Below are 26,491 nucleotides of genomic sequence, written 5' to 3'. Positions count from 1 at the left end.
GAGCGGGGTCAGTAGGAGAAGGGCCACCCCTTCCAGTAGTTGCGGACGCGCAGCCAGATGCCGAACAGGCCGCGCGGCTCGAAGATCAGGAAGCCGATGATCAGCAGGCCGTAGAGGATCGCCTCGAGCTGGAAGACCGACAGCAGCCCGGACCCGCCCGACGACTGGCTGACGAAGGGCAGCCAGTGCGCGATCTCTCCGGAGATGCGGCCCAGCGAGGCGATGAACAGCGCGCCCATGATCGAGCCGCTGATCGTGGCGACGCCGCCGATGAGCACCATCGCCAGGTACTGGACGCTGAGCAGCAGGCTGAACGCGCTGGGCTCGAAGACGCCGACCACGGCGTAGTAGAGCGCGCCGCTGACGCCGGCGAAGAACGACGACATCGAGAAGGCCAGCAGCTTGGTGCGGGTCAGGTCGACGCCGATCACGGCGGCGGCGACGTCGCGGTCGCGCACCGCGCCGAACGCCCGGCCGACGCCCGAGCGGGTGATGTTGCGGGCCAGCACGGCGAAGACGACGAGGAACACGAGCGCCAGCAGGAACTGCAGCTGGCTGCGGGTGAGCACCTCCCCGTCCTGCGAGAAGTCGATGCCGAACAGCGTCAGCTCAGGGCCGCGCCGGCCGACGCCCGGACCACCGGTGATCTCGCGCGCCTCGCGGAAGATGTGGTCGCCCAGGAAGACCAGGCCGAGCGTGACGATGGCCAGGTACAGGCCGCGCAGGCGGACGGCGAGCGGTCCGACCAGCAGGCCGGCGAGCGCGGCGACCACGCCGGCGGCGGGCAGCCAGATCCACATCGGCAGCCCGTAGCCGAGCACCGGCCCCTCGGGGTCGCCGCCCAGGACGGCGCCGGTGTAGGCGCCCAGGCCGATGAAGAACGCGTGGCCGAGCGAGACCTGTCCGGCGTACCCGGTGACCAGGTTGAGCCCGATCGCGCCGACCGCGGCGATCATGCCGAGGGTCAGCACGAGCAGCAGGTCGTCGGTCACGACGAACGGGAGCAGCGCGGCGAGCACGACGATCGCCAGCACCGAGCGGCGCTTCGCCGGGGTGTTGAGCATCGCCATCTCCTGCGTGTACGCGGTGCGCAGGAGCGGACGGTTGCGCAGTGCGGAGCGGCTCATACGCGCTCCACCTCCTTCTGGCCGAACAGGCCGTACGGACGCACGAGCAGGACGGCGAACATGAGGGCGTAGGGCGCGACGAGGGCGAAGTTGGCGCCGAGCCACGGGGCGACGTCGGGCTGGTAGACCGCGGTGAGCGCCTCCACGACGCCGACGGCCAGGCCGCCGATGACGGCGCCGTTGATCGACTCAAGGCCGCCGATGATGATCGCCGGCAGGGCCTTGAGCGCGATGATCCAGGTGGTCTGCTCGATGCCGGCCGCCTGCGTGGCGACGAAGGTGCCGGCGATCGCGGCCAGCCCGCCGGCGATCGCCCAGGCCAGGGCGAACATCGTGCCGACCTTGATGCCCTGGGCGAGCGCGGTCTCCTGGTCCAGCGCGGTCGCCCGCATGGCCAGGCCGGTCCGCGACTTGCGGAAGAAGGTCAGCAGGCCGACCACCACCACCGCGGTGACCACCATGAGCCCGAGCGTCTGGTGCGAGATCGAGACGCCGCCGACGGAGTAGCGCTGCGAGCCGCCGGGGAACTCGACGATCTTGGACTGCACGCCGATGTACCGGTTGGCGATGATGCGCAGCACGATGTCGACGCCGATGGTGATGATCGCCAGCGTGAACACCGGCTTGCCGACCATCGGGCGCATCGCGAGCCGCTCCACCACCATGCCGAGCACCGCGCCGCACAGCGTGGCCATGACGAGCCCGACCCAGAAGGGCAGCTCCCACACGCGGGTGAAGTGGTAGGCGAACAGCCCGCCGATGATCATCAGCGACGGCTGGGCGAAGCTGATCACCTTCGTGGCCTTGTAGATCATCACGTAGCCCAGGGCGAGCAGGGCGTAGACCGAGCCCTGGCCGAGGCCGTTGACGAGTGCCTGCAGGAAGTCGGTCACTGGGGGCTCCCGGCGTACATCTGCTCGATCTGGTCGGCGAACCGCTCGGCGATCACCGAGCGCTTCACCTTCTGGGTGGCGGTCAGCTCGCCCTCGTCGTGGTCGAGCTCCTTGGGCAGCAGCGTGAAGCGCTTGATCGTCTCCACGGCGGCGAAGGCGGTGTTGACCTCGTCGACGACCTGCTGCACCAGGGCGCGGACCTCGGGCTTCTCGGTGAGGTCGCGGTAGGTGGTGAAGGCCAGGCGCCGCTGCTGGGCCCAGCTGCCGACGGTGTCGAGCTCGATCCCGACCAGCGCGGTCAGGTACTTGCGACGGTCGCCCACGACGATCGCCTCCTTGACGTAGGGGGACGCCTTGAGCGCGTTCTCCAGCTCGCTGGGCGAGATGTTCTTGCCGCCGGAGGTGATGATGATGTCCTTGATCCGGTCGGTGATCCGCAGGTGCGTGCCGTCGACCCACTCGCCGACGTCGCCGGTGTGCAGCCAGCCGTCGGCGTCGATCGTGCGCGCCGTGGCCTCGGGGTTGTTCCAGTAGCCGGCGAAGGTGCCGTCGTGCCGGGTGAGGACCTCGCCGTCGGCCGCGATCTTGACCTCGACGCCCGGCTGGGCCTCACCGACGGTGCCGACCTTGACGCGTCCGGTCATGTTGGCGGTGGCGACGGCGCTGTTCTCGGTCATGCCGTACACCTCGTGCATCGGCACGCCGAGACCCATGAAGAAGACGAGCACCTCGGGGGAGATCGGCGCGGCGCCCGAGGCGGCGTACCGCACGTGGGCCAGGCCGAGCCGCTCCTTGAGCGGGCGGTAGACGAACACCCAGCCGGCGGCGTACTTGAGCCGCGTGCGCCAGGTGTGCCGGCCCTGGTTCTGGACCAGCTCGCGGCCGATGCCGGCGGCGACCTTCATCCAGAAGCCGAACGTGGCCCGCTTGAGCCGCGAGGCGCCGGTCATGCGGACGTGGACGCCGGCGACGATCTTCTCCCAGATGCGCGGCACCGCGAACAGCAGCGTCGGCTGCACCTCGCGCAGGTTCTGCTGGACGGTGTCGATCGACTCGGCGAAGCAGACCTGGGTGCCGAGCCCGGCGTTGAACCAGGTCGTGAAGACCCGCTCCGCGACGTGGCACAGCGGCAGGTAGGACAGCACGACGTCCTTCGGCCCGGCCGGCGGGCTGACGAACGACTCGGACTGCTGGATCGTGCGGACGACGAACTCCACGTTCGCGACGGTCAGCATCGCGCCCTTCGGCGGGCCGGTGGTGCCGGACGTGTAGACGAGCGTGGCCAGGTCGGCGGGCTCGGCGGCGTCGGTGAGCGCGTCGACCGCCCCGGGGTGCGCGGCGGCGTGCTCGTCGCCGAGCGCCAGGAACGCGTCCCACGACATCAGCCGCGGGTCGTCGTACCGGCCGGTGATGCCGCGGTGCTCGAGGTGGACGACGTGACGCAGGTCGGGCAGCTGCTCGACGACCTCCATCGTCTTGTCCAGCTGCTCCTGGTCCTCGACGACGACCACGGTGGCGCCGCTGTCGCGCAGCACGTGCAGCACCTCCGGTGCCGGGTTGGTCGGGTACAGGCCCACCGTCGCGGCGCGCACCGCGGTGGTGCCGACGTCGGTGTAGAGCCACTCGCGCCGGTTCTCGCTGTGGATCGCGACCCGGTCGCCGGGCCGGACGCCGAGCGCGAGCAGCGCGTGGCCGACGCGGGCGGCGGTGGCCCAGTACTGCTCCCAGGTCACCTCCTCCCACAGGCCGAGGTTCTTCTCCCGCAGGCACACCCGGTCGGGCGTGCGGCGGGCGTGCTCCCTGACCCGCTGGGCCAGGCTGGTCGGCTCGCTCACGCGTCCTCCTTCGCGGGCAGGCCGAGGTAGGCCGCCACGACGTCGGGGTGCTCCTGCACCTGGGTGGGGGTGCCGGTGACGAGCGGCCGGCCGAAGTCCATCGCCATCACCCGGTCGGCCAGGTCCATGACCAGGCCCATGTCGTGCTCGACGAGGATCATGGCGATGCCCAGCTCGTCGCGGACGTCGAGGATGAACCGGGCCATGTCCTCGGTCTCCTCGCCGTTCATGCCGGCGACCGGCTCGTCGAGCAGCAGCAGCCGCGGCTCCATCGCCAGCGCGCGGCCGAGCTCGATGCGCTTCTGGACGCCGTAGGGCAGCATCCCGACCGGCATGCCGCGGTAGGCCTCGATCTCCAGGAAGTCGACGATCTCCTCGACGCGGCGGCGGTTCGCGACCTCCGCGTTGCGGGCCTTGCCCCACCACGCGACAGCCGCCGGCCAGCCGTAGCCGAGGTGGTGGTGGCGCCCGAGCATGAGGTTGTCGACCAGGTCGAGGTTGGTGAACAGCTCGATGTTCTGGAAGGTGCGGGCGACGCCCATCGCGGCGATGCGCGGCGGCCGGACGCCGACGAGCTCGTGCCCGTCGAACCGGACGCTGCCCTGCTGGGGCCGGTACACCCCCGACAGCACGTTGAAGATGGACGTCTTGCCGGCGCCGTTGGGGCCGATGACGGCGAACAGCTCGCCGGGCAGGACGTCGAAGGTCACGCCGCTCAGGGCGGTGACGCCGGCGAACCGCAGCTCGACGTCGTGGACCTGCAGGATCGGGTCGGGACTCATGACAACCACCTCTTGCGGCGCTTGTAGTGCTTGACGTCGCGGTACGAGGTGGCCAGCTCGCCGCGTCCCAGGTAGAAGTCGCGGATGTCGTCGTCGTCCAGGAGCGCGGCGGCCGGCTTGTCCATGACGATCTTGCCGTGCTCCATGACGTAGCCGTGCTGGGCGATGGAGAGCGCCATGGTGGCGTTCTGCTCGACCAGCAGCACGGTGGTGCCGCGGGCGTTGATCTCCTGCACGATCTCGGCGATCTGCTGCACGATGCGCGGGGCGAGGCCGAGGCTGGGCTCGTCGAGCAGCAGCAGCTTCGGCCGGGCGACGAGCGCGCGGCCCATGGCCAGCATCTGCTGCTCGCCGCCGGACAGGTAGCCGGCCGTGCGGTCCTTGCGCTCCTTGAGCACGGGGAAGAGCTCGTACACCTCCCCGATGGCGCCGTCGAGGCCGTCGGGGTGGCTGTGCCCGCCGACCCGCAGGTTCTCCTCGACGGTGAACTCGGCGAAGACCCGGCGGCCCTCCAGGACCTGGCTGAGCCCGGCCTGGACGATGCGCGGCGCCGGCCAGCGCTCGATCGCGGTGCCGTCGAGCAGCACCTGCCCCTTCGTCACCTTCCCGTCGTGGACGTCGAGCAGGCCCGACAGGGCCCGCAGCAGGGTCGTCTTGCCCGCGCCGTTCGCGCCGAGCAGGGCCACGATCGCGCCGTCCGGCACGTCGAGACTCACTCCTCGCAGCACGAGCACGACGTCGTGGTAGACGACCTCGAGGTTCTGGACCGACAGCACGTTCTCTCCCGCCTGGTGGTTGTGCCGGACGCTAGAGAGTGGTGCGGGTCACTGACAAGTTGCAGGGGTGGTGCAACTTTGCCGGGCACGGCATGCTGTCCCCCGTGGAACACCCCTCGCCCCGTCTGCGGCCCGAGGCGCTGCGCCAGAGCGACGGCCGCCGGCTGCGCGGCGAGCGCACCCGGCGCAGCATCGTCGACGCGCACTCCGCGCTGCTGCGCGAGGGCGACCTCAAGCCGACGGCGCAGACGATCGCCGAGCGGGCCGGGGTCTCCGTGCGCACCCTGTGGGTCGCGTTCGGCGACATGGAGGGGCTGCTCGACGCGACGACCGACTACTGGCTGCGCTCGGACTGGGAGCTGCGCGAGCAGGTCGAGCCGACCCTGGCGCTGGACGAGCGGCTGGACCGCTTCGTCGCCGAGCGGGCCCGGCGGCTGGAGAACATCGCTCCCGCCGCGCGGTCGGCCGCCCTGGCCGAGCCGTTCTCCGCGGCGCTCCAGGCGAGCCGGCGCCACCACGTCCAGCGTGTGCGCGACGACGTCGAGGAGGTCTTCGCCGGGGAGCTGGCGACGCTCGGTCCCGCGGACCGTGAGACCCAGGCCCTCGCGCTGACGGTCGCGGCGAGCTGGAACTCCTGGTCGCTCATGCGCGACGACCTCGGGCTCGACGTCGCCACCGCCAGCGCCGCGATGCGCCGCGCGCTGGCCGCGCTGCTGGGGGGATAGCTCAGACCAGGGCGAGGACGAGCAGCAGCGACGTGCCGGTGACCGTCGCGGTGGCCACCGCGCTGAGCGCGAGCACGCCGCGCGGCAGCGGCAGCAGGTCGCGCACCCGCAGCCCGAGCCCGAGACCGAACATCGCGGCGGCCAGCAGCACCGTCGTCGCCCCGTCCGCGACGTCCAGCACCGCCGTGGGCAGCACCCCGGCCGAGCGCACCGCGACGGCGAGGGCGAAGCCGATCACGAACCACGGCACCGGTGGGCCGCCGCGCGGCTGGTCCGGAGCCGCCGTGCCGCGCGCCACCACGGCGTAGACCGGGGCGAGCAGAAGCACGCGGGCCAGCTTGACCGCGGTGGCGACCGCGAGGGCGCCGGGACCGAGCAGCGCGGCGGCCGCGACGACCTGACCGACCTCGTGGATGCTCGCGCCCGCCCAGACCGCCGCCTGGCGGTCGTCCAGCCCGAGCCGCCCCGCGGTCCAGGGCAGGAGCAGGACGAGGGCCGTCCCGTGCACTGTCACGAGGGCCACGGCCAGGGCGACGTCGCGCTGGCGCGCCCGGACGGCGTCGTCGACCGCCGCCACCGCCGCCGCCCCGCAGACCGAGAAGCCGGTCGCGACCAGCGCCGTGAGCCCGCGCTCCACCCCCAGCACCCGTCCGGCGAGCGTGGTGACGGCGAACGTCGTGGCCAGGGTCAGCACCACCACCACGAGGCCACCGGCCCCGACGTCGACGACGTCGCCGAGCGGGAGCCGCAGGCCGAGCAGCACGACGCCGGACCGCAGCAGGACGCGGGTGACCGGCGCGTGCCCGGCCAGGCGCGCGTGGCCCGCCCACGGCGTGGCCGCGACCGCCGCGCCCAGCGCGAGCGCCACCAGCAGCGGGCCCAGCGCCGGGACGAGGAGGCCCATGCCGAGGGACGCGCCGCCGGCGGCCAGCAGGAGCACGGCGGTCGGCACGCGACGGGACGGGGTGGGCAGCAGCACCCCTCCACCGTCGCCGGACGACGGCGCGGCCGGTAGACATCACGGTCGCGGCGGGGTATCACCGGAGGTGATGACTCATCCGGACCTGGACGTGACCACCCTGCGGCTGCTCGTCGCGCTCGACGAGCGCGGCAGCATCAACGCGGCGGCGTCCGCGCTGGGGCTCACGCAGCCCGCGGCCAGCGCCCGCGTGCGTGCCTTCGAGACGCGGTGGCGGCTCGCGGTGGTGCAGCGCTCGGCGCGCGGCTCCAGCCTGACCACCGACGGCCACGCCGTCGTCGCCTGGGCCCGTCCCGTCCTGCACCACCTCGACACGATGCGCGAGAGCCTGGCGGCGATGAGCACCGAGCGCGGTGGCGAGGTCGCGATCGCCGCGAGCCTCACGGTCGCCGAGTTCCTCCTCCCCCGCTGGATCGCCGAGCTGCGCGCCCGCCGTCCGGACGTGCAGCCGAGGCTGCAGGTGGTCAACAGCGCCCGCGTCGCCGAGCTCGTCCGCTCCGGCGCCGTCGAGGTCGGCTTCATCGAGACGGCCACGCGGCCGACCGACCTGCAGACCCGCACGATCGGCCACGACCGGCTCGTGGTGGTGGTCGCGCCGGGCGACCCGTGGGCCCGCCGGCGGACCCCGGTCGACGCGGACGCGCTCGCCGACCGTGCGTGGGTCATGCGCGAGCCGGGCAGCGGCACCCGCAGCACGTTCGAGACCGCGGTGCGCCGGGAGGTCGCGGTGGCGCTCGAGGCCAGCAGCACGACCGCGCTCGTCGGTGCCGCACTGGCCGGGATCGGCCCGGCCGTGGTGCCCGCTCGCGCCGTCGTGGCCGAGCTCGAGACCGGGCGTCTCGTGCGGGTGCCCGTGGACCTGGACCTGGACCTGCGCCGGCCGCTCACCGCGGTCTGGCGGCCGCACGAGCGCCTCCCGGACGCGGTCGCCGAGCTGGTGCTCGTGGCCGTCGAGGCCACCCGCGCACCCTAGGGACGGCGACGGGCCCCCGACCGTGTGGTCGGGGGCCCGTCGTCAGGCGGTCACGAGCGGCGGGTCAGCGCTCCTCGGTGCCCGCAATGAACGCCTCGAGGGAGGCGCGGCCGTGGTCGTCGTCGCGCTGCACCGGCGGGCTCTTCATCAGGTAGGACGAGGCGCTCAGCAGCGCGCCGCCGATGCCGCGGTCCTTGGCGATCTTCGCCGCGCGGATCGCGTCGATGATGATGCCGGCCGAGTTCGGCGAGTCCCAGACCTCGAGCTTGTACTCCAGGTTCAGCGGCACGTCGCCGAAGGCGCGGCCCTCGAGGCGCACGTACGCCCACTTGCGGTCGTCCAGCCACGCGACGTAGTCGCTCGGGCCGATGTGGACGTTGCGGTCGTGCACCTTGCCGGCCAGCTCGCCGGTCAGGTTCGACGTGACGGCCTGGGTCTTGGAGACCTTCTTGGACTCCAGGCGGTCGCGCTCGAGCATGTTCTTGAAGTCCATGTTGCCGCCGACGTTCAGCTGGTACGTGCGGTCCAGCGTGACGCCGCGGTCCTCGAACAGCTTGGCCATGACGCGGTGCGTGATGGTCGCGCCGACCTGGCTCTTGATGTCGTCGCCGATGATCGGGACGCCGGCGTCCTCGAACTTCTTGGCCCACTCGGGGTCGGAGGCGATGAAGACGGGCAGGGCGTTGACGAAGGCGACGCCCGCGTCGATGGCGCACTGCGCGTAGAACTTGTCCGCCTCCTCCGAGCCGACCGGGAGGTAGGAGACGAGCACGTCGGCCTGCGTCTCCTGGAGCACCCGGACGACGTCGACCGGGTCGGCGGCCGACTCCTCGATCGTCTCGCGGTAGTACTTGCCCAGGCCGTCCAGCGTGTGGCCGCGCTGCACCTCGACGCCCAGCGTGGGGACGTCGCAGATCTTGATCGTGTTGTTCTCCGAGGCGCCGATGGCCTCGGAGAGGTCCTTGCCGACCTTCTTGTCGTCGACGTCGAACGCGGCGACGAACTGGACGTCGCTGACGTGGTACTCGCCGAACTTCACGTGCATGAGGCCGGGCACGTGGCCCTCGGCCGGCGCGTCCTTGTAGTACGTCACACCCTGGACCAGGGACGTCGCGCAGTTGCCGACGCCCACGATCGCTACTCGAACCGAACCCATGGGTCCTCCGTGTTACTCGTTGACGGTGTCGGGACGCGGCGACGTCTGTGCCGCCCGCTCCCGGTCGATGAGCTCGGTGAGCCATCGGATCTCGAGCTCGGCGAGCTCGAGACGGTGTCGCTGGCGCTCCAGCCGGTAGGCGTCCTTGCCTCGCCGGCGCGTCGTGTACGCGCGGCGGATCCGCTCGAGCTTCTCCTCCAGCCGGGCCCGGCGGCCCTCCAGCACGCGGATGCGTGTGGCGACCGCGACCCGGGAGAAGAACGCGAACCGCACGTCGAAGCTCTCGTCGTCCCACGTGCTCGGGCCGGCGTCCTCCAGCAGCTCGGCGAAACGGTCCTTGCCGTCGCCGGTGAGCTGGTAGACGATCCGGGCCTTGCGCCCGCGGGCGAGCGTGTCGGCCTCGGGCAGCACGGGCGTCTCGGCCTGGATGTGGCCGGCCGCCACGAGCGCCTTGAGGGTGGGGTAGAGCGTGCCGTACGACAGCACGCGGCCCCAGCCGAGGACGACGTTGAGCTCCTTGCGCAGCTCGTAGCCGTGCATGGGCGCCTCGTGCAGCAGGCCGAGGACGGCCAGCTCCAGCGCGTTGCTGCGTCGTGCCACGTCCACTCCCCCCGCTCGATGTGCCCAACTTGTTATATCGGGACGATACATCGAACGGGTGTGTTCGGGAACACCCCACGCTCACGACTCTCGATTTTGTGGCTCGATCCGCCACACTGGTCCGGATGTCGTGCCCGTCCTTCGGCGGATGCGGCCCTGTGCAACGTCCTCGAACGATGGAGATGCCCGGAGTGAAGAAGCTCGCGCGCAAGATCAGTGGCACCGGAAAGTCGTGGTGGGTCTCGACCCTCCGCTGGCTCGCCGTGCTCTTCTCCCTGGGCCTGGTCCTGGGTGTGGCGACGCTGTTCGCGCTGTACCAGCTCATCGACGTGCCCAGTGCGAACGCCGACTTCAAGACGCAGACCACGAAGGTCTACTACAGCGACGGCAAGTCCCAGATCGGCAGCTTCGCCACGCAGGACCGCGAGTCCATCGAGTTCGAGCAGATGCCCGAGACCATCCGGTCCGCGGTCATCGCCGCCGAGGACCGCACGTTCTACGACAACGAGGGCATCGACTTCAAGGGCATCCTGCGCGCGGTGCGCAACAACACCACGAGCGGCGAGATCACCAGCGGTGGCTCGACGATCACGCAGCAGTACGTGAAGGTGCTCTACCTCAACCAGGAGCGCTCGTACAGCCGCAAGGTGAAGGAGGCGATCCTGTCGCTGAAGATCTCGCGCCAGCAGAGCAAGGAGGAGGTCCTGGAGGGCTACCTCAACACGATCTACTTCGGCAACGGCGCGTACGGCGTGCAGGTCGCGTCCAAGACCTACTTCGGCCACGGCGCGTCCAAGCTCGAGGTCGACGAGGCCGCGGCGCTGGCGACCATCATCAACAACCCCAGCTACTACGACCCGTACGCCGACGAGGTCGACGACCGGATGATGCCGCGCTACCGGTACGTCCTGTCCGGCATGCTCAAGGCCGGCGCGATCACGCAGGCCCAGTACGACGAGTTCTCCCAGCGCCTGCCCGAGTTCAAGAAGAAGTCCACGAGCGGCCGCTACAAGGGCACGCGCGGCTTCCTGCTCGACCTGGTCCGCAAGAAGCTGGTCGGCCTGGGCTACACCGACGCCCAGATCGACGGCGGCGGCCTGCGCATCGTCACCACCTTCGACCGCAAGATGCAGAACGCGGCCGTCGAGGCGGTCCGCGAGTCGCGTCCGGACGGGCTCAAGGAGCTGCACCAGGCGCTGGTCACCGTCCAGCCCGGCACCGGCGCGGTGAAGGCGATGTTCGGCGGCGACGACTTCCTCAAGAGCCAGCTGAACTGGGCCACCCTCGGTGCCCAGCCCGGCTCGACGTTCAAGGTGTTCGGCGTCGTCGCCGCCCTCGACAACGGCTTCAGCCTCAAGACCCAGCTGGACGGCAACTCGCCGTACCGCCTGCCCGGCAGCAGCGTGACGATCGGCAACCAGGGCGACTCCGGCGGCCAGTCCTTCGGCCGCGTGCCGCTCGAGCGCGCCACCGAGGAGTCGATCAACACCGCGTTCGTCGACCTGACCGTCCAGATGGAGGACGGCCCGGACAAGATCGTCAAGGCGGCCAAGGACGCCGGCGTCAGCGAGCGCGCCCTGTCGGTCTACGACGACGAGAACGTCCGCGGCGTCGTCACGTCGCTGGGCACGGAGGTCATCCCGACCATCGACATGGCCAACGCCTACGCGACGCTCGCCGCCGAGGGCAAGCGCTCGGAGTGGTTCGTGGTCAAGCGCGTCGAGTCCCCCGAGAAGCGGGTGCTCTACAAGCACGACGCGCGTCCCAAGCAGACCATCGACAAGGACGTCGCGGCCGACACGCTCAAGGCGCTCCAGGGCGTCGTGAGCAACGGCACCGGCACCAACGGCCGGACGATCTGCCCGACCGCGGGCAAGACCGGCACCGCGACCGCCGGCCCGCGCAAGGACCAGCACGTGTCGTCGTCCTGGTTCGTCGGCACGACGCCGAAGCTCACCACCGCGGTCATGTACAACCGCGGCAAGGGCAACGAGGACCTCGAGGGCTACATGCCCACGTTCTACGGCGGCCAGTACCCGGCCAAGACCTTCGCCAACTACATGAACAAGGTCCTGGACTCCTCCGACTGTGGCTCGTTCCCGCCGCCGGCCAACATCAAGGCCGACCAGGGCACCGACTACGTCGCGCCGGCCCCGACCTGCGGCGACGGCGAGCGCTACAGCTCGTCCGAGGGCGAGTGCGTGAGCACCGTGCCCGAGTGCGAGGACGGCGAGACGCTCAACAAGAGCAAGTCCAAGTGCGTCAAGGAGGAAGAGGAGGAGAAGCCGGAGCCGACGCGTCCCACCCCGACGCGCCCGACCCAGCCGACCCCCACCCAGCCGACGCAGCCCACGCCGACGCAGCCGACGCAGCCGAGCCAGACGCCGATCGTGCCGCCGCCGGCCGACTCGGGCACCGGCAACGCCGCCAAGCCGTAGGTCAGTCGATCACCACGGCGTCGAAGGACGCCGTGGTGAACCGCACCGAGGCGGTGACCTCGTCGCCCACGGCGGGCGGGGTCACCGACTCGGGCAGCAGCACGAGGCTGACGTGCATGTGCGGAGGCTCGGCGAACCAGCGCTGACGGCCGGCCACCACGAACGGCGACAGCGCCAGCCCGGCGGCCTCGAGGCCGCCGCGGGCGACGGACTTGCCGCGCTGCAGGACGCCGGTGACCGCCTTGGGTGCCTCCAGGCCGATGCCGTGGCTGGTGCCGCCGGCCACGACGAGCAGGTAGCCGCCGCGCGGCACGGGGCGCTGGCGGTAGCCGACGCGCTCCCCCCGCTCGACCTGGTGGACGTCCAGCACGTGGGCGCGCACCGAGAGCGCGCCCGGGTCGCCGAGCCACAGCGACGTGCCGACCCGCGGCCGGATCGTCAGCTGGGGGCGGCGCGAGGCCAGCTCGGCGTGCTCGGCCGGGTCCAGGTGCGAGACGAAGACGGTGCTGGTGTCCAGCCGCGAGGTCTCCAGGGCCGCGACCCAGCTCTCCGCCTCGGCCAGGTGGCCGCGGCCGAGCGGCAGGTGCAGCGCGAAGCCCTCGACCTGCAGCTCGCCCAGCGCCGCGACCGCGGCGGCGATCTCGTGCCGGTCCAGACCGTGGCGCGACATCGACGTCTCGCCCTCCACCACGACGCGGGTGCCCGCGGGCGCGGTGGCCGCGAGCGCCGCGACGTCCTCGACCCGTCCGACCGTGTGCACGACCCGGGGGTCCAGCACGACGTCGTCCAGGAACGGGCGCCACGGGGTCAGCACGAGGACGTCCCCGGCGAAGTCCTGCAGCGCGCCGGGCACCTCGGCGTAGGTGCCGACGGCGATCATGTCGACGCCGAGCGTCGCCGCCTCGCGCGCGAGCACGTCGCGGCCGAGGCCGTAGCCGTTGCCCTTGACCACCGGGACGATGCCCGGGTGGGCCGCCGCGTGGTGGCGCAGGTGGGCGCGCCAGCGCGCCCCGTCGACGTGCAGCCGGAAGCTCATCCGCGCCTCCCCATGTAGACCGTGAACGCCTTGTGCAGCACCCGGTTGATCGGCAGGTCCCACTCGCCGAGGTACTCGACGGCCTCGCCACCGGTGCCGACCTTGAACTGGATCAGGCCGCGGTGCGGGTCGTCGGACGAGATGGTGTCGGTGATGCCGCGCAGGTCGTAGACCGTCGCGCCGGCGGCCAGGGCGTCGCGGATCATCTGCCACTGCACGGCGTTCGAGCCGCGCACGTCGCGCTTCTCGGTGGTCGAGGCGCCGTAGGAGTACCAGGCGTGCTCGCCGACCCGCACCAGCGTGGTGGCGGCGACGAGGTCGCCCTCGTGATGGGCGAGGTAGAGCGTCAGGCGCTCGGGGTCCTCGGCGGTGAGCGCGTCCCACATGCGCTCGAAGTACGACAGCGGCCGCGGCGTGAAGTGGTCGCGCTCGGCGGTCTCGACGTAGACCCGGTGGAAGTCGGCCAGGTCGGCGCGCGTGCCGCGGGTGACCTCGACGCCGTTCTTGGCCGCCTTCTTGATGTTGCGGCGCCACAGCTGGTTCATGCCGGCCAGCACCTCGTCCTCGGTGCGTCCGGCCAGCGGCAGCTGGAAGTTGAACGCCGGCTGGCCGGCCGAGAATCCGCCGGTCGTGGGGACGGGCGTCCAGCCGGCGGCCACGAGCGCGTCGCGGACCGCCTCGGCGGCCGGGTCCGCCTCGTCCGCGGGCACCTCGCCCAGCGTGTTGAGGCCGTCGTCGGCGAGCGCCTTCTTGATCGTGTCGGCGTGCCAGCGGCGGCGCACGACCGGCGGACCCATGCGGATGCCGAACGCGTGGGACGCCTTGAGGTGGGCGCGCAGCGGGGTCAGCCAGTCGTCCAGCGTGGCGGCGTCCCACCGGATCGAGGGACCCTCGGGCAGGTACGCGAGGTAGCGGTCGAGCTTCGGAACCTTGCGGTAGAGCACCAGGCCGGCGCCGACGAGCTCGTCACCGTCGAACCAGCCGACGGACTCGCTGCGCCACTCGTTCTTCACCTGCCCCCAGGCCGGGGTCTGCAGGAAGCTCGCCGACGGCTGCGTGCGCAGGAAGGCCAGGTGCTGCTCGGGGGTGATCGGTCGGACGCGCAGGGGTCGGGTCACCCGTCGAGGCTACCAACCTGGGCTTCTCAGGCGATGTCGGTTAGCCTTCCCTAAGAAACCTGCCGAGAGGACCCTCATGCAGACCTGCCGTGCCACCGTGACCGACCGGCGTCAGCTGACCCCGCACCTGGTGCGGCTCACCCTGGCGCTGCCCGCGCCGGTGACGACGGACGTCCCGGACGAGTACGTGCGCGTGCTCATCGCCCCCGAGGGCGAGGAGCTGTTCCTCCCGCAGATCGACGCGGACTTCAACGTCACGTTCCCCGAGGGCGCCGTCGAGCCGATCAGCCGCGTCTACACGATCTCCGACCACCGCGAGACCGCCGGCGGCGCCGAGATCGACGTCGACGTCGCGCTCCACGACGTCGGCCCGGGCGCGGCCTGGGCGGGCGACTGCGCGATCGGCTCCGAGGTGGGCGTCGTCGAGCCCCGCGGCCTGTACACCGCCGGCGCCGACGTCCCGTGGCAGCTGCTGGTGTGCGACATCACCGGTGTCCCGGCCCTCGCCCGCATCCTGCGCGGGCTGCGTCCCGGTCAGCGCGCCGAGGCGCTCGTGGTGCTGACCGACGCCGCCGACGAGCTCGACCTCCCCTCGCCCGGCGACGTCACCATCACGTGGCAGGTCGTCCAGGACGAGCGCGCCGTCGAGGAGGCGCTCACCCGCGCCGTCCTGGGCCGGGCGCTGCCGGAGACCGGTGGCGAGCGCTACGTCTGGTTCGCCGGCGAGGCGCGCGCCAGCCGCGCGGTCCGCCGTCACCTGCGCAAGGTGCTCGGCTGGGAGCAGAGCGACTTCTACACCTGCGGCTACTGGCAGTTCGACGCCGAGGCGTGGAATGCCCGCTACGAGCAGGTCGCGGCCGACGTCATCGCTCGCGCCCAGGCCGCCCACGCCGCCGCGGGCGACGACACCGGCGCCTACCTCGACGCGATCGAGGAGATCTACGAGTCCGTCGGCCTCTGAGCCGTCACCGTGCCTGAGCGGTGAGATAGCAACCCTTCGCCGCTCATGCCGGTGAGTCGCCAACCGAAAGACGACCTCATTCGGTTGCCAGGTCACCGCCCAGCGGATGTCCCCAGGACGCGAGGACCATCCGGACGTCCCCAGGACCGGTCGCGGTCGTGCCGTCGTTCCCTCGCGCCGCCGCACGGTGGCGGCATGCCGCGCACCGCCGTCGTCCCGCCGGTCCTCCGCACCGGTCCGTTCAGTCGTGCGCAGGGGCTCGCCGCGGGCCTGACCTCGCGCCAGCTTCAAGGTGCCTCGTTCCGCCGGGTCCATCCGCGGGTCTGGGTCCACCGTGACCACGTCATGACCCGGTTGGACGAGGTGCGCGCCGCGACGCTGGCTCTTCCGCCTCACGTGCACGCCACTCACGCGACCCGGCTGCTGCTCTCCGGCCTGGACGTCGTGCGGCCGCCCCTGCGCTTCGTGGTCGCGGGTGACCTCCACCTCGCGCTGGACGGCGTTCTCCTGCACCGCACCCCCTTGCTGCCGCCGCTCGACGAGCAGGGCGTCACGCCGACGGCTGCCTTCGTCGCGCTCGCCGCCACCGAGCGGCTCCTGGACGTCGTCGCCGCCGGTGACTGGCTCGCGCATCGCGGCCTCATGTCAGCGGTCGGTCTCGGCGAGCTCGCCGCGGCACAGTCGTGGCGCCGTGGTGCCCGAGCGGCCGCCTCGGTCCTCCCACTGCTGGACGGGCGCTCGCGCTCGTTGCCCGAGTCACAGGTCCGCTGCCTCCTGGTCGCCGCCGGCCTGCCCCGGCCGGAGGTCAACGTCCCGGTGCTGGACGACGTCAGGTCGCCCGTGACCGACCTCTACCTGCGGCGGTGGCGGGTGGCCGTCGAGTACGAGGGACGGCAGCACGAGCTCGACCCGGGCCAGTTCTCGCGCGACCTCGCCAGGTACGCACGTCTTCGGGAGCACGGCATCGAGTACGTGCAGGTCACTCGGACGATGATGCGGTCACCGCGCGCCGTGGTGGCCCTCGTCCACGAGGCCCTGGTCCGCCGGGGCTACGACGGACCGGCACCGACCTTCGGCGGCGCTTGGTGGAGCCTCTTCCGGCCCGTCCGCCGTCGGGGCGGTGAGTCAGCAACCGATTGAGACCCTCATTCGGTTGCCAGGTCACCGCTCAGGCGGGCGTTCGGTTGCTCACTCACCGCTCCCGGGGTCGGCCTTTGACTCGGCCGGTCCTAGACCAGGGCCAGGTAGCCCGGGGCGACGGGCGTCAGCAGCAGCGTCATGCCCGCCTCGGACGGGGTGCGGTCGGCCTTGCGGTGGTTGCAGCGCAGGCACGCGGCGACGGCGTTCTCCCAGCTGAGCGTGCCGCCGCGGCTACGCGGCACCACGTGGTCGACGGTCTCGGCGTGGCCGCCGCAGTAGGCGCACATCTTGTCGCGGGCCTTGATCGCCGCCTTGGTGCACAACCGGGTGCGGCCGTGCGTCCAGCGCATCACCACGTACCGCACCAGGCGCAGCACTTTCGGCACCTTGAACGGGCCGAAGTCCTGGTCGGTGGCCTCCTCGACGACGGCGACCCGGCGCACGAGCATCTTGATGGCGTGTCGCACCGACACGCGCTGCAGTGGCTCGTAGCTCGCGTTGAGTACCAGGACGTGCTCAGCCGTCATGGGGTGCCCCTTCCGACACGAACAGTAGTCGCGAACACCGCGCCGGGACAGGGTTCCTGACGGATCGACCCCACGGCGTCACCTCGCCGCTCGCGGTGCGCGCCGGCTCCGCGCGGCTAGCGTGATCGGGTGAGCACTCCCTACTACGCCGCCGACGTCCCCGAGACCCACCGCCCCTACGTCGCCGCCGCCGACCGGCACCAGCAGCTGGAGTATCGCCGGGTCGGACGCTCGGGGCTGCTGCTCCCGCCGATCTCGCTCGGCCTCTGGTACAACTTCGGCGACAACCGGACGTTCGACAGCCAGCGCGAGATCCTGCGCCACGCCTTCGACCACGGCATCACCCACTTCGACCTGGCCAACAACTACGGCCCGCCGTACGGCTCGGCCGAGGAGAACTTCGGCCGGATGATGCGCACCGACCTCAAGCCGTACCGCGACGAGCTCGTCATCTCGTCCAAGGCCGGCTGGGACATGTGGCCGGGCCCGTACGGCAACCTCGGCTCGCGCAAGTACCTGCTCGCCAGCCTGGACGCGTCCCTGCAGCGCATGAGCGTCGACCACGTCGACGTCTTCTACTCCCACCGCGCCGACCCCGGCACCCCGGTCGAGGAGACGATCGGCGCGCTCGACACCGCGGTGCGCCAGGGCAAGGCCACCTACGTCGGCATCTCGTCCTACGGCCCCGAGCGCACGCGCGAGGCCATCGCGGTCGCCCGCGACCTCGGCACCCCGCTGGTCATCCACCAGCCGTCGTACTCGCTGCTCAACCGCTGGGTCGAGGGCGGCCTGCTCGACGTCCTGGACGAGGCCGGGATGGGCTCGATCGCCTTCACCGTGCTGGCGCAGGGCCTGCTCACCGACAAGTACGTGGACGGGTCGGACCCCGAGCGCGCCCAGCAGCGGCCCAGCTTCGACGACGAGGTCGCGCAGCAGAACCTGCACCGCGTGCGCGGCCTGGCCGAGGTGGCGCGCGGACGCGGCCAGACGCTCGCGCAGATGGCCGTCTCGTGGGTGCTGCGTCCCGGCGGGGTCACGTCGGCGCTGATCGGCGTCTCCTCGGTCGCCCAGCTCGACGAGAACCTGGCCGCCGCCGCGCGCACCGACTTCAGCGACGACGAGATCGCCGCGATCGAGCAGCACGCGGTCGACGGCGGCGTCGACCTGTGGGCCGTGTCGTCGTCGATCGAGTAGGTCAGCCCGGGTAGCGCTCGGCGTGCACGGCCTGCTCGAGCGGACGCCGCGTGCGCCAGCCGTGACGCTCGAGGTCGGGCACCTCCTGCAGCCGCTCGACGGTGCCCACGCACAGCCACGCGACCGGCCGGACGTGCTCGGGCGCGCCGACGAGCTCGCGCAGGAACGGCTCGCGGTAGAACGACACCCAGCCGACCCCGAGCCCCTCGGCGGTCGCGGCGAGCCACAGGTTCTGGATCGCCAGGCACACCGAGTACAGCCCGGCGTCGGCGATGGCGTGCCGGCCGAGCACGTGCTGGCCGCCGCGCGTCGGGTCGTGGGTGACGACGACGCCGAGCCCGGACTCGCGGATCCCCTCGATCTTGATCCGGTCGAACGTCCCGCGTCGCTCCGCCGGCAGGCTCGCGGCGAAGGTGTCGCGCTCGGTGGCCACGTGGGTCGCGAAGGCGTCCAAGGTGGCGGGCTCGCGCACCAGCACGAAGTCCCACGGCTGGCTGTGCCCGACGCTCGGCGCGGAGTGCGCCGCGCCCAGCACCCGTCCCAGCACGTCCTCGGGCACGGGCTCGCCGGTGAACTCAGCGCGCACGTCGCGGCGGCGGGCGATGACGTCGTACAGGTCGGTCAGCGGGGCGTCGGTCGTGTCGGGCACGGGCACGACCCTAGGCCGAGACCGGCGTAGCCTGCGCCGGGTGACCGCCGACGCCGTCCGCGCCTACGGGGCGCGCGCCACCGAGTACGCCGACCTGCTCGGGCACGAGGACGCGGTGGCCGCGCCCGACCGCGAGCTGGTGCTGCGGTGGGCCGCCGAGCGCTCGGGGCCGGTCGTCGACGTCGGGTGCGGCCCCGGGCACTGGACCGACCTGCTGCGCCGTCAGGGGGCGGACGTCGAGGGGATCGACCCCACGCCTCAGATGCTCGACCTGGCCCGCGAGCGGTTCCCCGCGTGCCGGTTCCGGGCCGGACGGCTGGAGGACCTGGGGGTGCCGGACGGCTCGCTGGCCGGCGTCCTGGCCTGGTTCTCGCTCATCCACACGCCGCCGGACGAGGTGCCGGCCGCGCTCGCATCCGTGGCCCGCGCGCTGCGCCCGGGCGGCAGCACGCTGGTGGGGTTCTTCACCGGCGACGGGGTGGAGCCGTTCGACCACGCCGTCACCACCGCCCACCGCTGGCCGGTGGACGAGCTGACGGCGCGCCTGGCCGAGGCCGGCCTCGTGGTGCGGGAGACGCACGCGCGCACCGACCCGGGCGTCCGCCCCCAGGGTGCGATCGTCGCCGACCGGGCGGCGTAGCTCAGCTGGTCGGGGCTGTGGCCACCCGGCGGCGCAGCTCGTCCGGCTCCAGCGCCCGCACCGCCGTGATGGTCGCCGGGCCGAGCGACAGCTCGCCGTCGTTGAGCGGCTCGCAGCGGATGCCTCCGTGCCCGCGCAGCGCCTTGTGCGCCCCGTCGGCGTAGACGACGTTCATCCAGGCGCACGGGTTCGCCGGGGTCAGCGACCGGAAGCGGACCGGCCCGTGCCCGGCGTCCAGGGTGAACTCGTGCCGGGCCAGTGCGTCGACGTCGAGGCCGCGGGTCACGACGTTGCGGCGGGCCAGCATCGGGTCGAACGGGCCCGCGCCGAGCTCGCCCTCCAGCCACTCCAGCGACTCCGCGGCGATGATCGTCACTGCGGCGTAGGTGAACCGGGTGCCGAAGTAGCGGTCGCCGACCAGGCCCTTGTGGGCGCGCACGCGGACGCTGTCGCGGTGCTCGGGCCCGTCGTACGGCTTGAGCCCGTCGGCGGGGCGTCCGTCCATGCGGTTGCGCGGCGAGGTCAGCAGACCCACGACGTCGAGCTCGGCCATGGCCCCGACCCTAGCCCGCGTCCCAGGGTCGGATCAGGACCATGACGGACTCCCCACGGTCACCCGTCGGGGCTAGCGTGACGCCTGACGGCCGACGCACCAGGAGAACCCCGATGACCGCAGCTGCCCCCGCCACCCGCCAGGTCGCCGCGCGCGCGACCGACCTCACCAAGGTCTACGGCTCCCGCGACGCCGAGGTGCGCGCCCTCGACGGCGTCTCGCTCGACGTGAACGACGGCGAGTTCACCGCCGTCATGGGCCCCTCCGGGTCCGGCAAGTCCACCCTCATGCACTGCTTCGCCGCGCTCGACACCCCGACGAGCGGGTCGGTGCTGATCGGCGACACCGAGCTCTACGCGCTCAAGGACAAGGCGCTCACCGAGCTGCGCCGCGACCGCATCGGCTTCGTCTTCCAGGCGTTCAACCTCGTGCCCACGCTCACCGCGCGCGAGAACATCCTGCTGCCGGTGTCCATCGCCGGCCGCAAGCCGGACGTGGCGTGGTTCGACCAGGTCATCGAGGCCACGGGCCTGGCCGACCGGCTCGACCACCGTCCCTCGGAGATGTCCGGCGGCCAGCAGCAGCGCGTCGCCTGCGCCCGCGCCCTGGTGAGCCGGCCCGACATCGTCTTCGCCGACGAGCCCACCGGCAACCTCGACTCGACCTCCGGCGCCGAGGTGCTGGGCTTCCTGCGCCGCAGCGTCACCGAGTTCGGCCAGACCATCGTCATGGTCACCCACGACCCCATCGCCGCGTCCTACACCGACCGGGTCGTCTTCCTGGCCGACGGACGCGTCGTCGACGAGATGCGCGAGCCCACCGCCGAGCGCGTCCTGGAGCACATGACCGCGCTGCAGACCCGCCAGCTGGGCGGGCAGTGATGCGCAAGGTCACGCTGCGCAACCTGCTCGCGCGCAAGGTCCGGCTGCTGCTCAGCGCCTCGGCCATCGTGCTGGGCGTCGCGTTCGTGGGCGGCTCGCTGGTGTTCACCGACACCATCGACTCCTCCTTCGACGGCATCGTCGAGGGCTCGATCAACGACGCCCTCGTGCGCCAGGCCGGCTCCGGCGCCGACGGCACCACCGGCGGCGGGTTCAACCTGGACGCGCGCACCATCCCGTCCGCGCTGGTCGACGAGCTCGCGACCGAGGACGGCGTCGCGCGGGCCGACGGCTCGGTCGACGGCCAGGGCCTGTTCGTGGTCAAGAAGAACGGCAAACTGCTCGGCGGCACGGGTGCGCCCACGCTCGCCTTCAACTGGAACGACGCCCCCAACACGCTGGGCGAGCCGGCCGCGACCATCACGTCGGGCCGGGCGCCGCAGACGGCCGGCGAGGTCGTGCTCGACGAGCGGGCCGCCGACCAGGCCGACTACGAGGTCGGCGACACCGTCCAGATGATCACCGCCGGCGAGCAGCCGCGGGTCGAGGCGACGCTCGTCGGCCTGGCCGAGTTCGCCGGCGGCGGGCTCGCCGGCGCCACGCTGGTCTTCTTCGACACCGCCACCGCGCAGGACGTCTTCCTCGACGGGCAGGACGCGTTCACGTCCATCGCCCTCACCGCGGAGCCGGGCGTCACGCAGACCGAGCTGGTCGACGCGGTCGAGCCGGCCCTCCCCGAGGGGCTCGAGGCCGTCACCGGCGACGAGCTCGCCGACGAGATCGAGGGCCTGGTCGGGCAGCTGCTGGGCTTCCTCAACACCTTCCTGCTCGTCTTCGCCGGCATCGCGCTGGTCGTCGGCTCGTTCCTCATCGTCAACACGTTCTCGATCCTGGTGGCCCAGCGCAGCCGCGAGCTCGCGCTGCTGCGGGCCCTCGGCGCGTCCCGCGGCCAGGTGTCGCGATCGGTGCTGACCGAGGCGGCGGTCGTCGGCCTCGTCGGCGCCACGCTGGGCATCGGGGTCGGCTACGGGCTGGCGGCCGGCCTCAAGGCGCTGTTCGGGCAGTTCGGCCTCGACCTGTCCGGCACCGCGCTGGTGCTGCAGCCCAGCACCGTCGTCATCTCCTACGTGGTCGGCCTCGTGGTCACGATGGTCGCCGCCTACCTGCCGGCCCGCCGGGCCTCGCGCATCGCGCCGGTCGCGGCCATGCGCGACGACGTCGCCCTGCCCGAGTCGTCCATCCGTCGCCGGGTCGTCGTGGCCGTGGTCCTGGCGCTGCTCGGCGCCGGGCTGATGACCACGGGCCTGGCGGGAGTCACGTCCAACCACGCGCTCCAGGTGGGCCTCGGCGTCCTGGCCGTGCTGCTCGCGATCGTGCTCGCCGGGCCGGTGCTGGCCCAGCCGGTGCTCATCGCCTTCGGCGCCGTCTACGCCCGGCTGTACGGCACCGTCGGCCGGCTGGCCACGCAGAACTCGCGGCGCAACCCGCGGCGCACCGCGGCCACGTCGTCGGCGCTCATGATCGGCATGGCCCTGGTGACGACGATGTCGGTGCTGGGCGCGTCCGTGAACAAGTCGATCGACGTCGGCGTCGACGAGCAGTTCACCAGCGACTACCTCATCTCCAACGCGGTCGGCCAGCCGTTCTCCCCGCGCATCGCCGAGGACGTCGCGCAGGTCGACGGCGTCGCGGTCGTCTCGGCCCAGCAGACCGTCACCATGAAGGTCGACGACTCCGACACCTGGGCCACCGCGGCCGAGGCCGGACCGCTCGACGAGATCTTCGACATCGTCTACAGCTCCGGCGAACCGGCGGCCCGCGACGGCGAGATCGCGCTCAACGAGACGAAGGCCGGCCAGCTCGGCGTCGGCGTGGGCGACACCGTCCAGGTCGCGCTCGGCGGGCGTGAGCAGGACGCGACCGTCACCGGCGTCTACGAAGACACCTACGTCATCGGCACCGCGCTCGTCCCGCTCAGCACCGTCGTCGCGTCGCAGGTGCAGCGCACCGACAGCGGCGTCGCGCTCGACGCCGAGCCCGGCGTGGACGTCGACGCGCTCGGCGACCGGCTCGAGCAGGCCACCGCCGACTTCCCCACCGTCACCGTGCAGACCAAGCAGGACTTCGCCGAGTCCCAGCGGGCCCAGGTCAACACGCTGCTGTACCTGATCTACGCGCTGCTGGGCCTGGCGATCGTCATCGCGATCCTGGGCATCGTCAACACGCTGGCGCTCAGCGTCATCGAGCGCACCCGCGAGGTCGGCCTGCTCCGGGCCGTCGGCGTCAGCCGGCCGCAGCTGCGCCGCATGGTGCGGCTGGAGTCCATCGCCATCGCCGTGCTCGGCGCCCTGCTCGGCGTGGCCGCCGGGCTGGTGTTCGGCGTGGTGCTGCGCGCCGCCTTCGAGGACGACGGGCTCACCGACCTGGCGATCCCCTGGCTGCGGCTGGCGCTGTTCGTCGCGGTGGCCGCCGTCGTCGGCGTGCTCGCCGCGGTGGCCCCCGCGCGTCGCGCCGCCCGGCTCGACGTCCTCACCGCGATCTCCTCGGCGTGAGCCGGAGGCCGTCGTCCCGGGCGGATTTCGCCCGGGACCGCGGTGTCGCGTAGGATCGTCAGGTTGCCTCCTGCGGGAGGTGCATGCAGTGACCCTCCTGCTACGGAAAGTCCGTAGCCGTTTAGACCGAAGGAGGTGGAGTCACCATGCGTCCTTACGAGCTCATGATCATCCTCGATCCCGACCTCGACGAGCGTACGGTCGCCCCCAGCCTGGAGACGTACCTGAACCTGGTGCGACAGGATGGCGGTTCCGTCGAGAACGTCGACGTGTGGGGCAAGCGCCGTCTTGCCTACGAGATCAACAAGAAGTCCGAGGGCATCTACGCCGTCGTGAACCTGACCGCCACCCCGGCGACCGTCAAGGAGCTCGACCGTCAGCTCACCCTCAACGAGTCCGTCGTCCGCACGAAGGTCCTCCGACCCGACGCGAAGTGAGCCCGGCCGGCGCCGCGATGTGGACGAAGCGTCGCATCGTGTCGCCGGACTGCGCTTCACTGGGACACCCGAACCCCTGAAAGGCTGGGCACCATGGCAGGCGAGACCATCATCACCGTCGTCGGCAACGTCACCGACGATCCCGAGCTGAAGTTCACCCCGTCCGGAGCGGCGGTCGCGAACTTCACCGTGGCCTCGACCCCGCGCACGTTCGACCGCCAGTCGAACGAGTGGAAGGACGGCGACACGCTGTTCCTCCGTTGCGCGGCCTGGCGCCAGCTGGCCGAGAACGTCGCCGAGTCCCTGCAGAAGGGACAGCGCGTCATCGTCACCGGCGCCCTCAAGGTGCGTCAGTACGAGCGCCAGGACGGCTCGAAGGGCACCAGCGTCGAGATGAACGTCGACGAGGTGGGCCCCTCGCTGCGCTACGCGACCGCGAAGGTCACGCGCATCAGCCGTTCCGACAGCGGTCAGGGCGGGTTCGGAGGCGGAAACGGCGGCGGCTTCGGCGGCAACAACGCCGGCGGCGGCCAGGGCGGTTTCGGTGGTGGCCAGCAGGCACCCGCCGCGAACCCCTGGTCGACCCAGCCGGCTGCGCCGCAGGCCGACGCCTGGGGTGGCTCCAACGACGAGCCCCCGTTCTGATCGACACACACTCTTAGAGCACACCAAGGAACATCATGGCCAAGCCTGTTGTCCGGAAGCCGAAGAAGAAGAGCAACCCGCTCGCGGCCGCCGGCGTCACCACGATCGACTACAAGGACACCGCGCTCCTGCGCAAGTTCATCTCGGACCGCGGCAAGATCCGCGCGCGCCGCGTGACCGGTGTCTCCGTCCAGGAGCAGCGCCAGATCGCCAAGGCGATCAAGAACGCGCGTGAGATGGCGCTGCTGCCCTACACGTCCACCACCCGCTGACCGGGAGAGGAGAACACGAATGAAGCTCATCCTCACCCACGAGGTCTCGAACCTCGGCCAGCCCGGCGACATCGTCGAGGTCAAGGACGGCTACGGCCGCAACTACCTGCTGCCGCGCAACTTCGCCATCCGCTGGACCAAGGGCGGCGAGAAGCAGGTCGCGTCCATCAAGGCGGCCCGCGACTCGCGTGCGGTCCACGACCTCGAGCAGGCGCAGTCCATCAAGGCGTCGCTGGAGAACGGCACCATCAACCTGCCGGTCCGCGCCGGCGAGGGTGGCCGTCTGTTCGGCTCCGTCACGGTCTCCGACATCGCCGAGGCGCTCGCCACGGCCGGTGCGCAGGTCGACAAGCGCCGCATCGAGATCGGCAACCCGATCAAGGCCCTGGGCCCGCACACCGTCACGGTGCGCATCCACCCCGAGGTCAGCGCGTCCGCCACGCTCAACGTGGTCGCCGCCAAGTAGCACCGCTCCGCACGCCGGCCGGTCATCCCGCAGGGGGTGGCCGGCCGTCGTCGTTCCCGGCCAGACGCCAGTGGACGACGGCGACGAGACCCAGCACCAGCGGCACCAGCAGCGTCACGCCGCGCCAGGCGGCCAGGCCGGCCAGCACGGACGACTCCAGCGCCGGTGAGGTCGCGGCGACGATCGTCGCGGCCACCACGGCGTCGAGGGCACCGAGCCCGGCCAGCGGCAGCAGCGTCAGGGGGTAGGCGAGCAGGAACGCGCCGAGCACGAGTCGCACCGGCACCTCGTCGGCAGGCACGCCGACGAACCGCAGGGCCAGCACCAGCAGCAGCCCGTCCACCAGTGCCATGAGCAGCTGGAGGCCGACCGCCAGCACGAACGAGCGCCGCAGGTGGGTGCGCAGCAGCTCGGCGAAGCTCGCGGCGCCGTCGGTCCAGGCGCCGACGGCCAGCGAGGGGCGCACCCGCGCGGCCAGCGTCCCGGCCGCCGCGGCCAGCCGCACCAGGACGTCGCTGCCGCGGGAGACGACCACGGCCAGGCCCACCAGCACGACGCTCAGCCCGGCGCAGCCGAGGGCCGGGACGACCGCCTCCGGCTCGTACCCGGCGACCGTCGTGAGCAGGACGAGGCCGAGCGCCGGGACGGCGAACCGCATGACGTAGAAGGCGAGCGTGTTCATCACCGTGCCCGCCGCGCCGGCCGTCGGGGCCACGCCCCATGACCGGAAGAGCGCCAGGCGCATGGCCAGGTCCGCAGGCGGCGGCGCGGCGGTCGAGACCAGGAACGCGGCCTGGTCGTTCTGCACCGCGCGCACGATCGACAGGCCGGGCACGAAGAAGGGCAGCGGCGCCGCGCTCAGCGTCTGGCGCACCAGCAGCCCGGCCACGAGCACGAGCAGCTCGGCGGCGCTGAGCCGGCCGAGCGCGTCACCCACCGCCGACCAGTCGACGTTGCCGAGCAGGGCGCGGCCCGCGAGCACGATGACCAGCGCGAGCGCCGCAAGGGCCCCGAGCCGGCCCAGCACGCGGCGCGACCGGGACGTGGCGACGGCTTCGGACATGCGGTTCCCCCGACTCGAGGTCTTTCCAGGACGATGTCGCCCGGTCTACCGTGACGTCAAGGCAGGGGGGCCC

At 72.1% G+C, this 26,491-nt stretch carries 27 protein-coding genes; 13 read left to right on the top strand and 14 right to left on the bottom strand.

All coding sequences use genetic code 11. The annotated features are described in order from the left end of the window. Positions 1 to 8 precede the first annotated feature (8 nt). The 5 genes from HGAM_RS03290 to HGAM_RS03270 are packed head-to-tail and all read right to left on the bottom strand — an operon-like array spanning position 9 to position 5,413. The gene (locus HGAM_RS03290) at positions 9 to 1,127 is read right to left on the bottom strand and encodes a branched-chain amino acid ABC transporter permease (RefSeq protein ID WP_019144046.1); all 1,119 of its coding nucleotides are present in this window, start codon (positions 1,125 to 1,127) and stop codon (positions 9 to 11) included. After that, positions 1,124 to 2,020: a branched-chain amino acid ABC transporter permease gene (locus HGAM_RS03285; protein ID WP_019144045.1), complete on the bottom strand. Its 897-nt coding sequence runs from the start codon at positions 2,018 to 2,020 to the stop codon at positions 1,124 to 1,126. Before HGAM_RS03285 ends, HGAM_RS03290 begins: the two co-directional genes overlap by 4 nt. Continuing rightward, on the bottom strand, positions 2,017 to 3,855 hold the full coding sequence (locus tag HGAM_RS03280) for an AMP-dependent synthetase/ligase (RefSeq protein ID WP_019144044.1): 1,839 nt from the start codon (positions 3,853 to 3,855) through the stop codon (positions 2,017 to 2,019). Before HGAM_RS03280 ends, HGAM_RS03285 begins: the two co-directional genes overlap by 4 nt. Then, positions 3,852 to 4,637 carry an ABC transporter ATP-binding protein gene (locus tag HGAM_RS03275; protein ID WP_019144043.1) on the bottom strand — a complete coding sequence of 262 codons (786 nt, stop codon included), beginning with the start codon at positions 4,635 to 4,637 and terminating at the stop codon, positions 3,852 to 3,854. The genes HGAM_RS03280 and HGAM_RS03275 overlap by 4 nt, the downstream gene beginning before the upstream one ends. Continuing rightward, positions 4,634 to 5,413, bottom strand: coding sequence for an ABC transporter ATP-binding protein (locus HGAM_RS03270; protein WP_019144042.1), 780 nt, complete (start codon positions 5,411 to 5,413; stop codon positions 4,634 to 4,636). The genes HGAM_RS03275 and HGAM_RS03270 overlap by 4 nt, the downstream gene beginning before the upstream one ends. Positions 5,414 to 5,517: 104 nt before the next feature. On the opposite strand from HGAM_RS03270, the gene HGAM_RS03265 reads away from it, so the two are divergent. Then, on the top strand, positions 5,518 to 6,138 hold the full coding sequence (locus HGAM_RS03265) for a TetR/AcrR family transcriptional regulator (RefSeq protein WP_218915226.1): 621 nt from the start codon (positions 5,518 to 5,520) through the stop codon (positions 6,136 to 6,138). Position 6,139: 1 nt separating this feature from the next. Here the strand turns inward: HGAM_RS03265 and HGAM_RS17465 are convergent, their stop codons facing one another. Further along, positions 6,140 to 7,117: a YeiH family protein gene (locus HGAM_RS17465; protein WP_019144040.1), complete on the bottom strand. Its 978-nt coding sequence runs from the start codon at positions 7,115 to 7,117 to the stop codon at positions 6,140 to 6,142. 70 nt (positions 7,118 to 7,187) lie between these two features. On the opposite strand from HGAM_RS17465, the gene HGAM_RS03255 reads away from it, so the two are divergent. Then, entirely contained in the window at positions 7,188 to 8,090 is a 903-nt protein-coding gene (locus HGAM_RS03255) for a LysR family transcriptional regulator (RefSeq protein WP_019144039.1), read from the top strand. 64 nt (positions 8,091 to 8,154) lie between these two features. On the opposite strand, the gene HGAM_RS03250 is transcribed toward HGAM_RS03255, so the two are convergent. Continuing rightward, positions 8,155 to 9,246 (bottom strand): inositol-3-phosphate synthase, encoded by a 1,092-nt coding sequence (locus HGAM_RS03250; RefSeq protein ID WP_038951524.1) that lies wholly within the window; start codon positions 9,244 to 9,246, stop codon positions 8,155 to 8,157. Positions 9,247 to 9,258: 12 nt separating this feature from the next. Continuing rightward, complete coding sequence (locus tag HGAM_RS17460) at positions 9,259 to 9,846, bottom strand: PadR family transcriptional regulator (RefSeq protein WP_049798182.1); 588 nt, start codon at positions 9,844 to 9,846, stop codon at positions 9,259 to 9,261. A gap of 176 nt (positions 9,847 to 10,022) precedes the next feature. Here HGAM_RS17460 and HGAM_RS03240 point away from each other — a divergent pair, with 176 nt between their 5' ends. Beyond that, positions 10,023 to 12,284, top strand: coding sequence for a transglycosylase domain-containing protein (locus HGAM_RS03240; protein WP_020691397.1), 2,262 nt, complete (start codon positions 10,023 to 10,025; stop codon positions 12,282 to 12,284). 1 nt (position 12,285) lies between these two features. On the opposite strand, the gene HGAM_RS03235 is transcribed toward HGAM_RS03240, so the two are convergent. After that, the gene (locus HGAM_RS03235) at positions 12,286 to 13,320 is read right to left on the bottom strand and encodes an alanine racemase (RefSeq protein ID WP_019144035.1); all 1,035 of its coding nucleotides are present in this window, start codon (positions 13,318 to 13,320) and stop codon (positions 12,286 to 12,288) included. After that, positions 13,317 to 14,438: a lipid II:glycine glycyltransferase FemX gene (locus HGAM_RS03230; RefSeq protein ID WP_019144034.1), complete on the bottom strand. Its 1,122-nt coding sequence runs from the start codon at positions 14,436 to 14,438 to the stop codon at positions 13,317 to 13,319. The genes HGAM_RS03235 and HGAM_RS03230 overlap by 4 nt, the downstream gene beginning before the upstream one ends. A 97-nt stretch (positions 14,439 to 14,535) precedes the next feature. Between HGAM_RS03230 and HGAM_RS17455 the strand changes: the two genes are divergently transcribed. Both HGAM_RS17455 and HGAM_RS17450 read left to right on the top strand, forming a co-directional pair. Continuing rightward, entirely contained in the window at positions 14,536 to 15,399 is an 864-nt protein-coding gene (locus HGAM_RS17455; RefSeq protein ID WP_172636417.1) for a siderophore-interacting protein, read from the top strand. A 195-nt stretch (positions 15,400 to 15,594) separates the two neighbouring features. Further along, positions 15,595 to 16,539 (top strand): hypothetical protein, encoded by a 945-nt coding sequence (locus HGAM_RS17450; RefSeq protein ID WP_019144032.1) that lies wholly within the window; start codon positions 15,595 to 15,597, stop codon positions 16,537 to 16,539. Positions 16,540 to 16,628: 89 nt separating this feature from the next. Here the strand turns inward: HGAM_RS17450 and HGAM_RS03215 are convergent, their stop codons facing one another. After that, positions 16,629 to 17,066, bottom strand: coding sequence for an HNH endonuclease (locus HGAM_RS03215; protein ID WP_019144031.1), 438 nt, complete (start codon positions 17,064 to 17,066; stop codon positions 16,629 to 16,631). Positions 17,067 to 17,195: 129 nt separating this feature from the next. Between HGAM_RS03215 and HGAM_RS03210 the strand changes: the two genes are divergently transcribed. After that, positions 17,196 to 18,260, top strand: a complete 1,065-nt coding sequence (locus HGAM_RS03210; RefSeq protein WP_019144030.1) for an aldo/keto reductase — start codon at positions 17,196 to 17,198, stop codon at positions 18,258 to 18,260. Position 18,261: 1 nt separating this feature from the next. Here HGAM_RS03210 and bluB read toward each other — a convergent pair whose 3' ends face one another. Continuing rightward, a complete protein-coding gene (gene bluB / locus HGAM_RS03205) occupies positions 18,262 to 18,909 on the bottom strand; it encodes a 5,6-dimethylbenzimidazole synthase (RefSeq protein ID WP_019144029.1) in 648 nt (215 codons plus the stop codon). A 40-nt stretch (positions 18,910 to 18,949) separates the two neighbouring features. Between bluB and HGAM_RS03200 the strand changes: the two genes are divergently transcribed. Continuing rightward, positions 18,950 to 19,549: a class I SAM-dependent methyltransferase gene (locus HGAM_RS03200; protein WP_019144028.1), complete on the top strand. Its 600-nt coding sequence runs from the start codon at positions 18,950 to 18,952 to the stop codon at positions 19,547 to 19,549. A gap of 1 nt (position 19,550) precedes the next feature. Here HGAM_RS03200 and HGAM_RS17445 read toward each other — a convergent pair whose 3' ends face one another. Further along, positions 19,551 to 20,102 carry an MOSC domain-containing protein gene (locus HGAM_RS17445; RefSeq protein WP_019144027.1) on the bottom strand — a complete coding sequence of 184 codons (552 nt, stop codon included), beginning with the start codon at positions 20,100 to 20,102 and terminating at the stop codon, positions 19,551 to 19,553. Between the two features lie 113 nt (positions 20,103 to 20,215). Here HGAM_RS17445 and HGAM_RS17440 point away from each other — a divergent pair, with 113 nt between their 5' ends. From HGAM_RS17440 to rplI, 6 genes are all read left to right on the top strand, one after another. Continuing rightward, entirely contained in the window at positions 20,216 to 20,983 is a 768-nt protein-coding gene (locus HGAM_RS17440) for an ABC transporter ATP-binding protein (protein ID WP_019144026.1), read from the top strand. Then, entirely contained in the window at positions 20,983 to 23,535 is a 2,553-nt protein-coding gene (locus HGAM_RS03185; RefSeq protein WP_019144025.1) for an ABC transporter permease, read from the top strand. The genes HGAM_RS17440 and HGAM_RS03185 overlap by 1 nt, the downstream gene beginning before the upstream one ends. A gap of 146 nt (positions 23,536 to 23,681) precedes the next feature. Continuing rightward, the gene (rpsF, locus tag HGAM_RS03180; RefSeq protein ID WP_020691399.1) at positions 23,682 to 23,972 is read left to right on the top strand and encodes a 30S ribosomal protein S6; all 291 of its coding nucleotides are present in this window, start codon (positions 23,682 to 23,684) and stop codon (positions 23,970 to 23,972) included. A 93-nt stretch (positions 23,973 to 24,065) separates the two neighbouring features. Continuing rightward, a complete protein-coding gene (locus HGAM_RS03175) occupies positions 24,066 to 24,617 on the top strand; it encodes a single-stranded DNA-binding protein (RefSeq protein WP_019144023.1) in 552 nt (183 codons plus the stop codon). Positions 24,618 to 24,652: 35 nt separating this feature from the next. Further along, entirely contained in the window at positions 24,653 to 24,889 is a 237-nt protein-coding gene (gene rpsR / locus HGAM_RS03170) for a 30S ribosomal protein S18 (protein ID WP_019144022.1), read from the top strand. Positions 24,890 to 24,908: 19 nt separating this feature from the next. Next, positions 24,909 to 25,355, top strand: a complete 447-nt coding sequence (gene rplI / locus HGAM_RS03165; protein WP_019144021.1) for a 50S ribosomal protein L9 — start codon at positions 24,909 to 24,911, stop codon at positions 25,353 to 25,355. Positions 25,356 to 25,377: 22 nt separating this feature from the next. Here rplI and HGAM_RS03160 read toward each other — a convergent pair whose 3' ends face one another. Continuing rightward, the gene (locus HGAM_RS03160; protein WP_019144020.1) at positions 25,378 to 26,418 is read right to left on the bottom strand and encodes a lysylphosphatidylglycerol synthase domain-containing protein; all 1,041 of its coding nucleotides are present in this window, start codon (positions 26,416 to 26,418) and stop codon (positions 25,378 to 25,380) included. Positions 26,419 to 26,491 lie beyond the last annotated feature (73 nt).

This window comes from Aeromicrobium massiliense JC14 (assembly GCF_000312105.1).
GTDB lineage: Bacteria > Actinomycetota > Actinomycetes > Propionibacteriales > Nocardioidaceae > Aeromicrobium > Aeromicrobium massiliense.
This window is presented reverse-complemented; position numbering and strand designations above follow the sequence as displayed.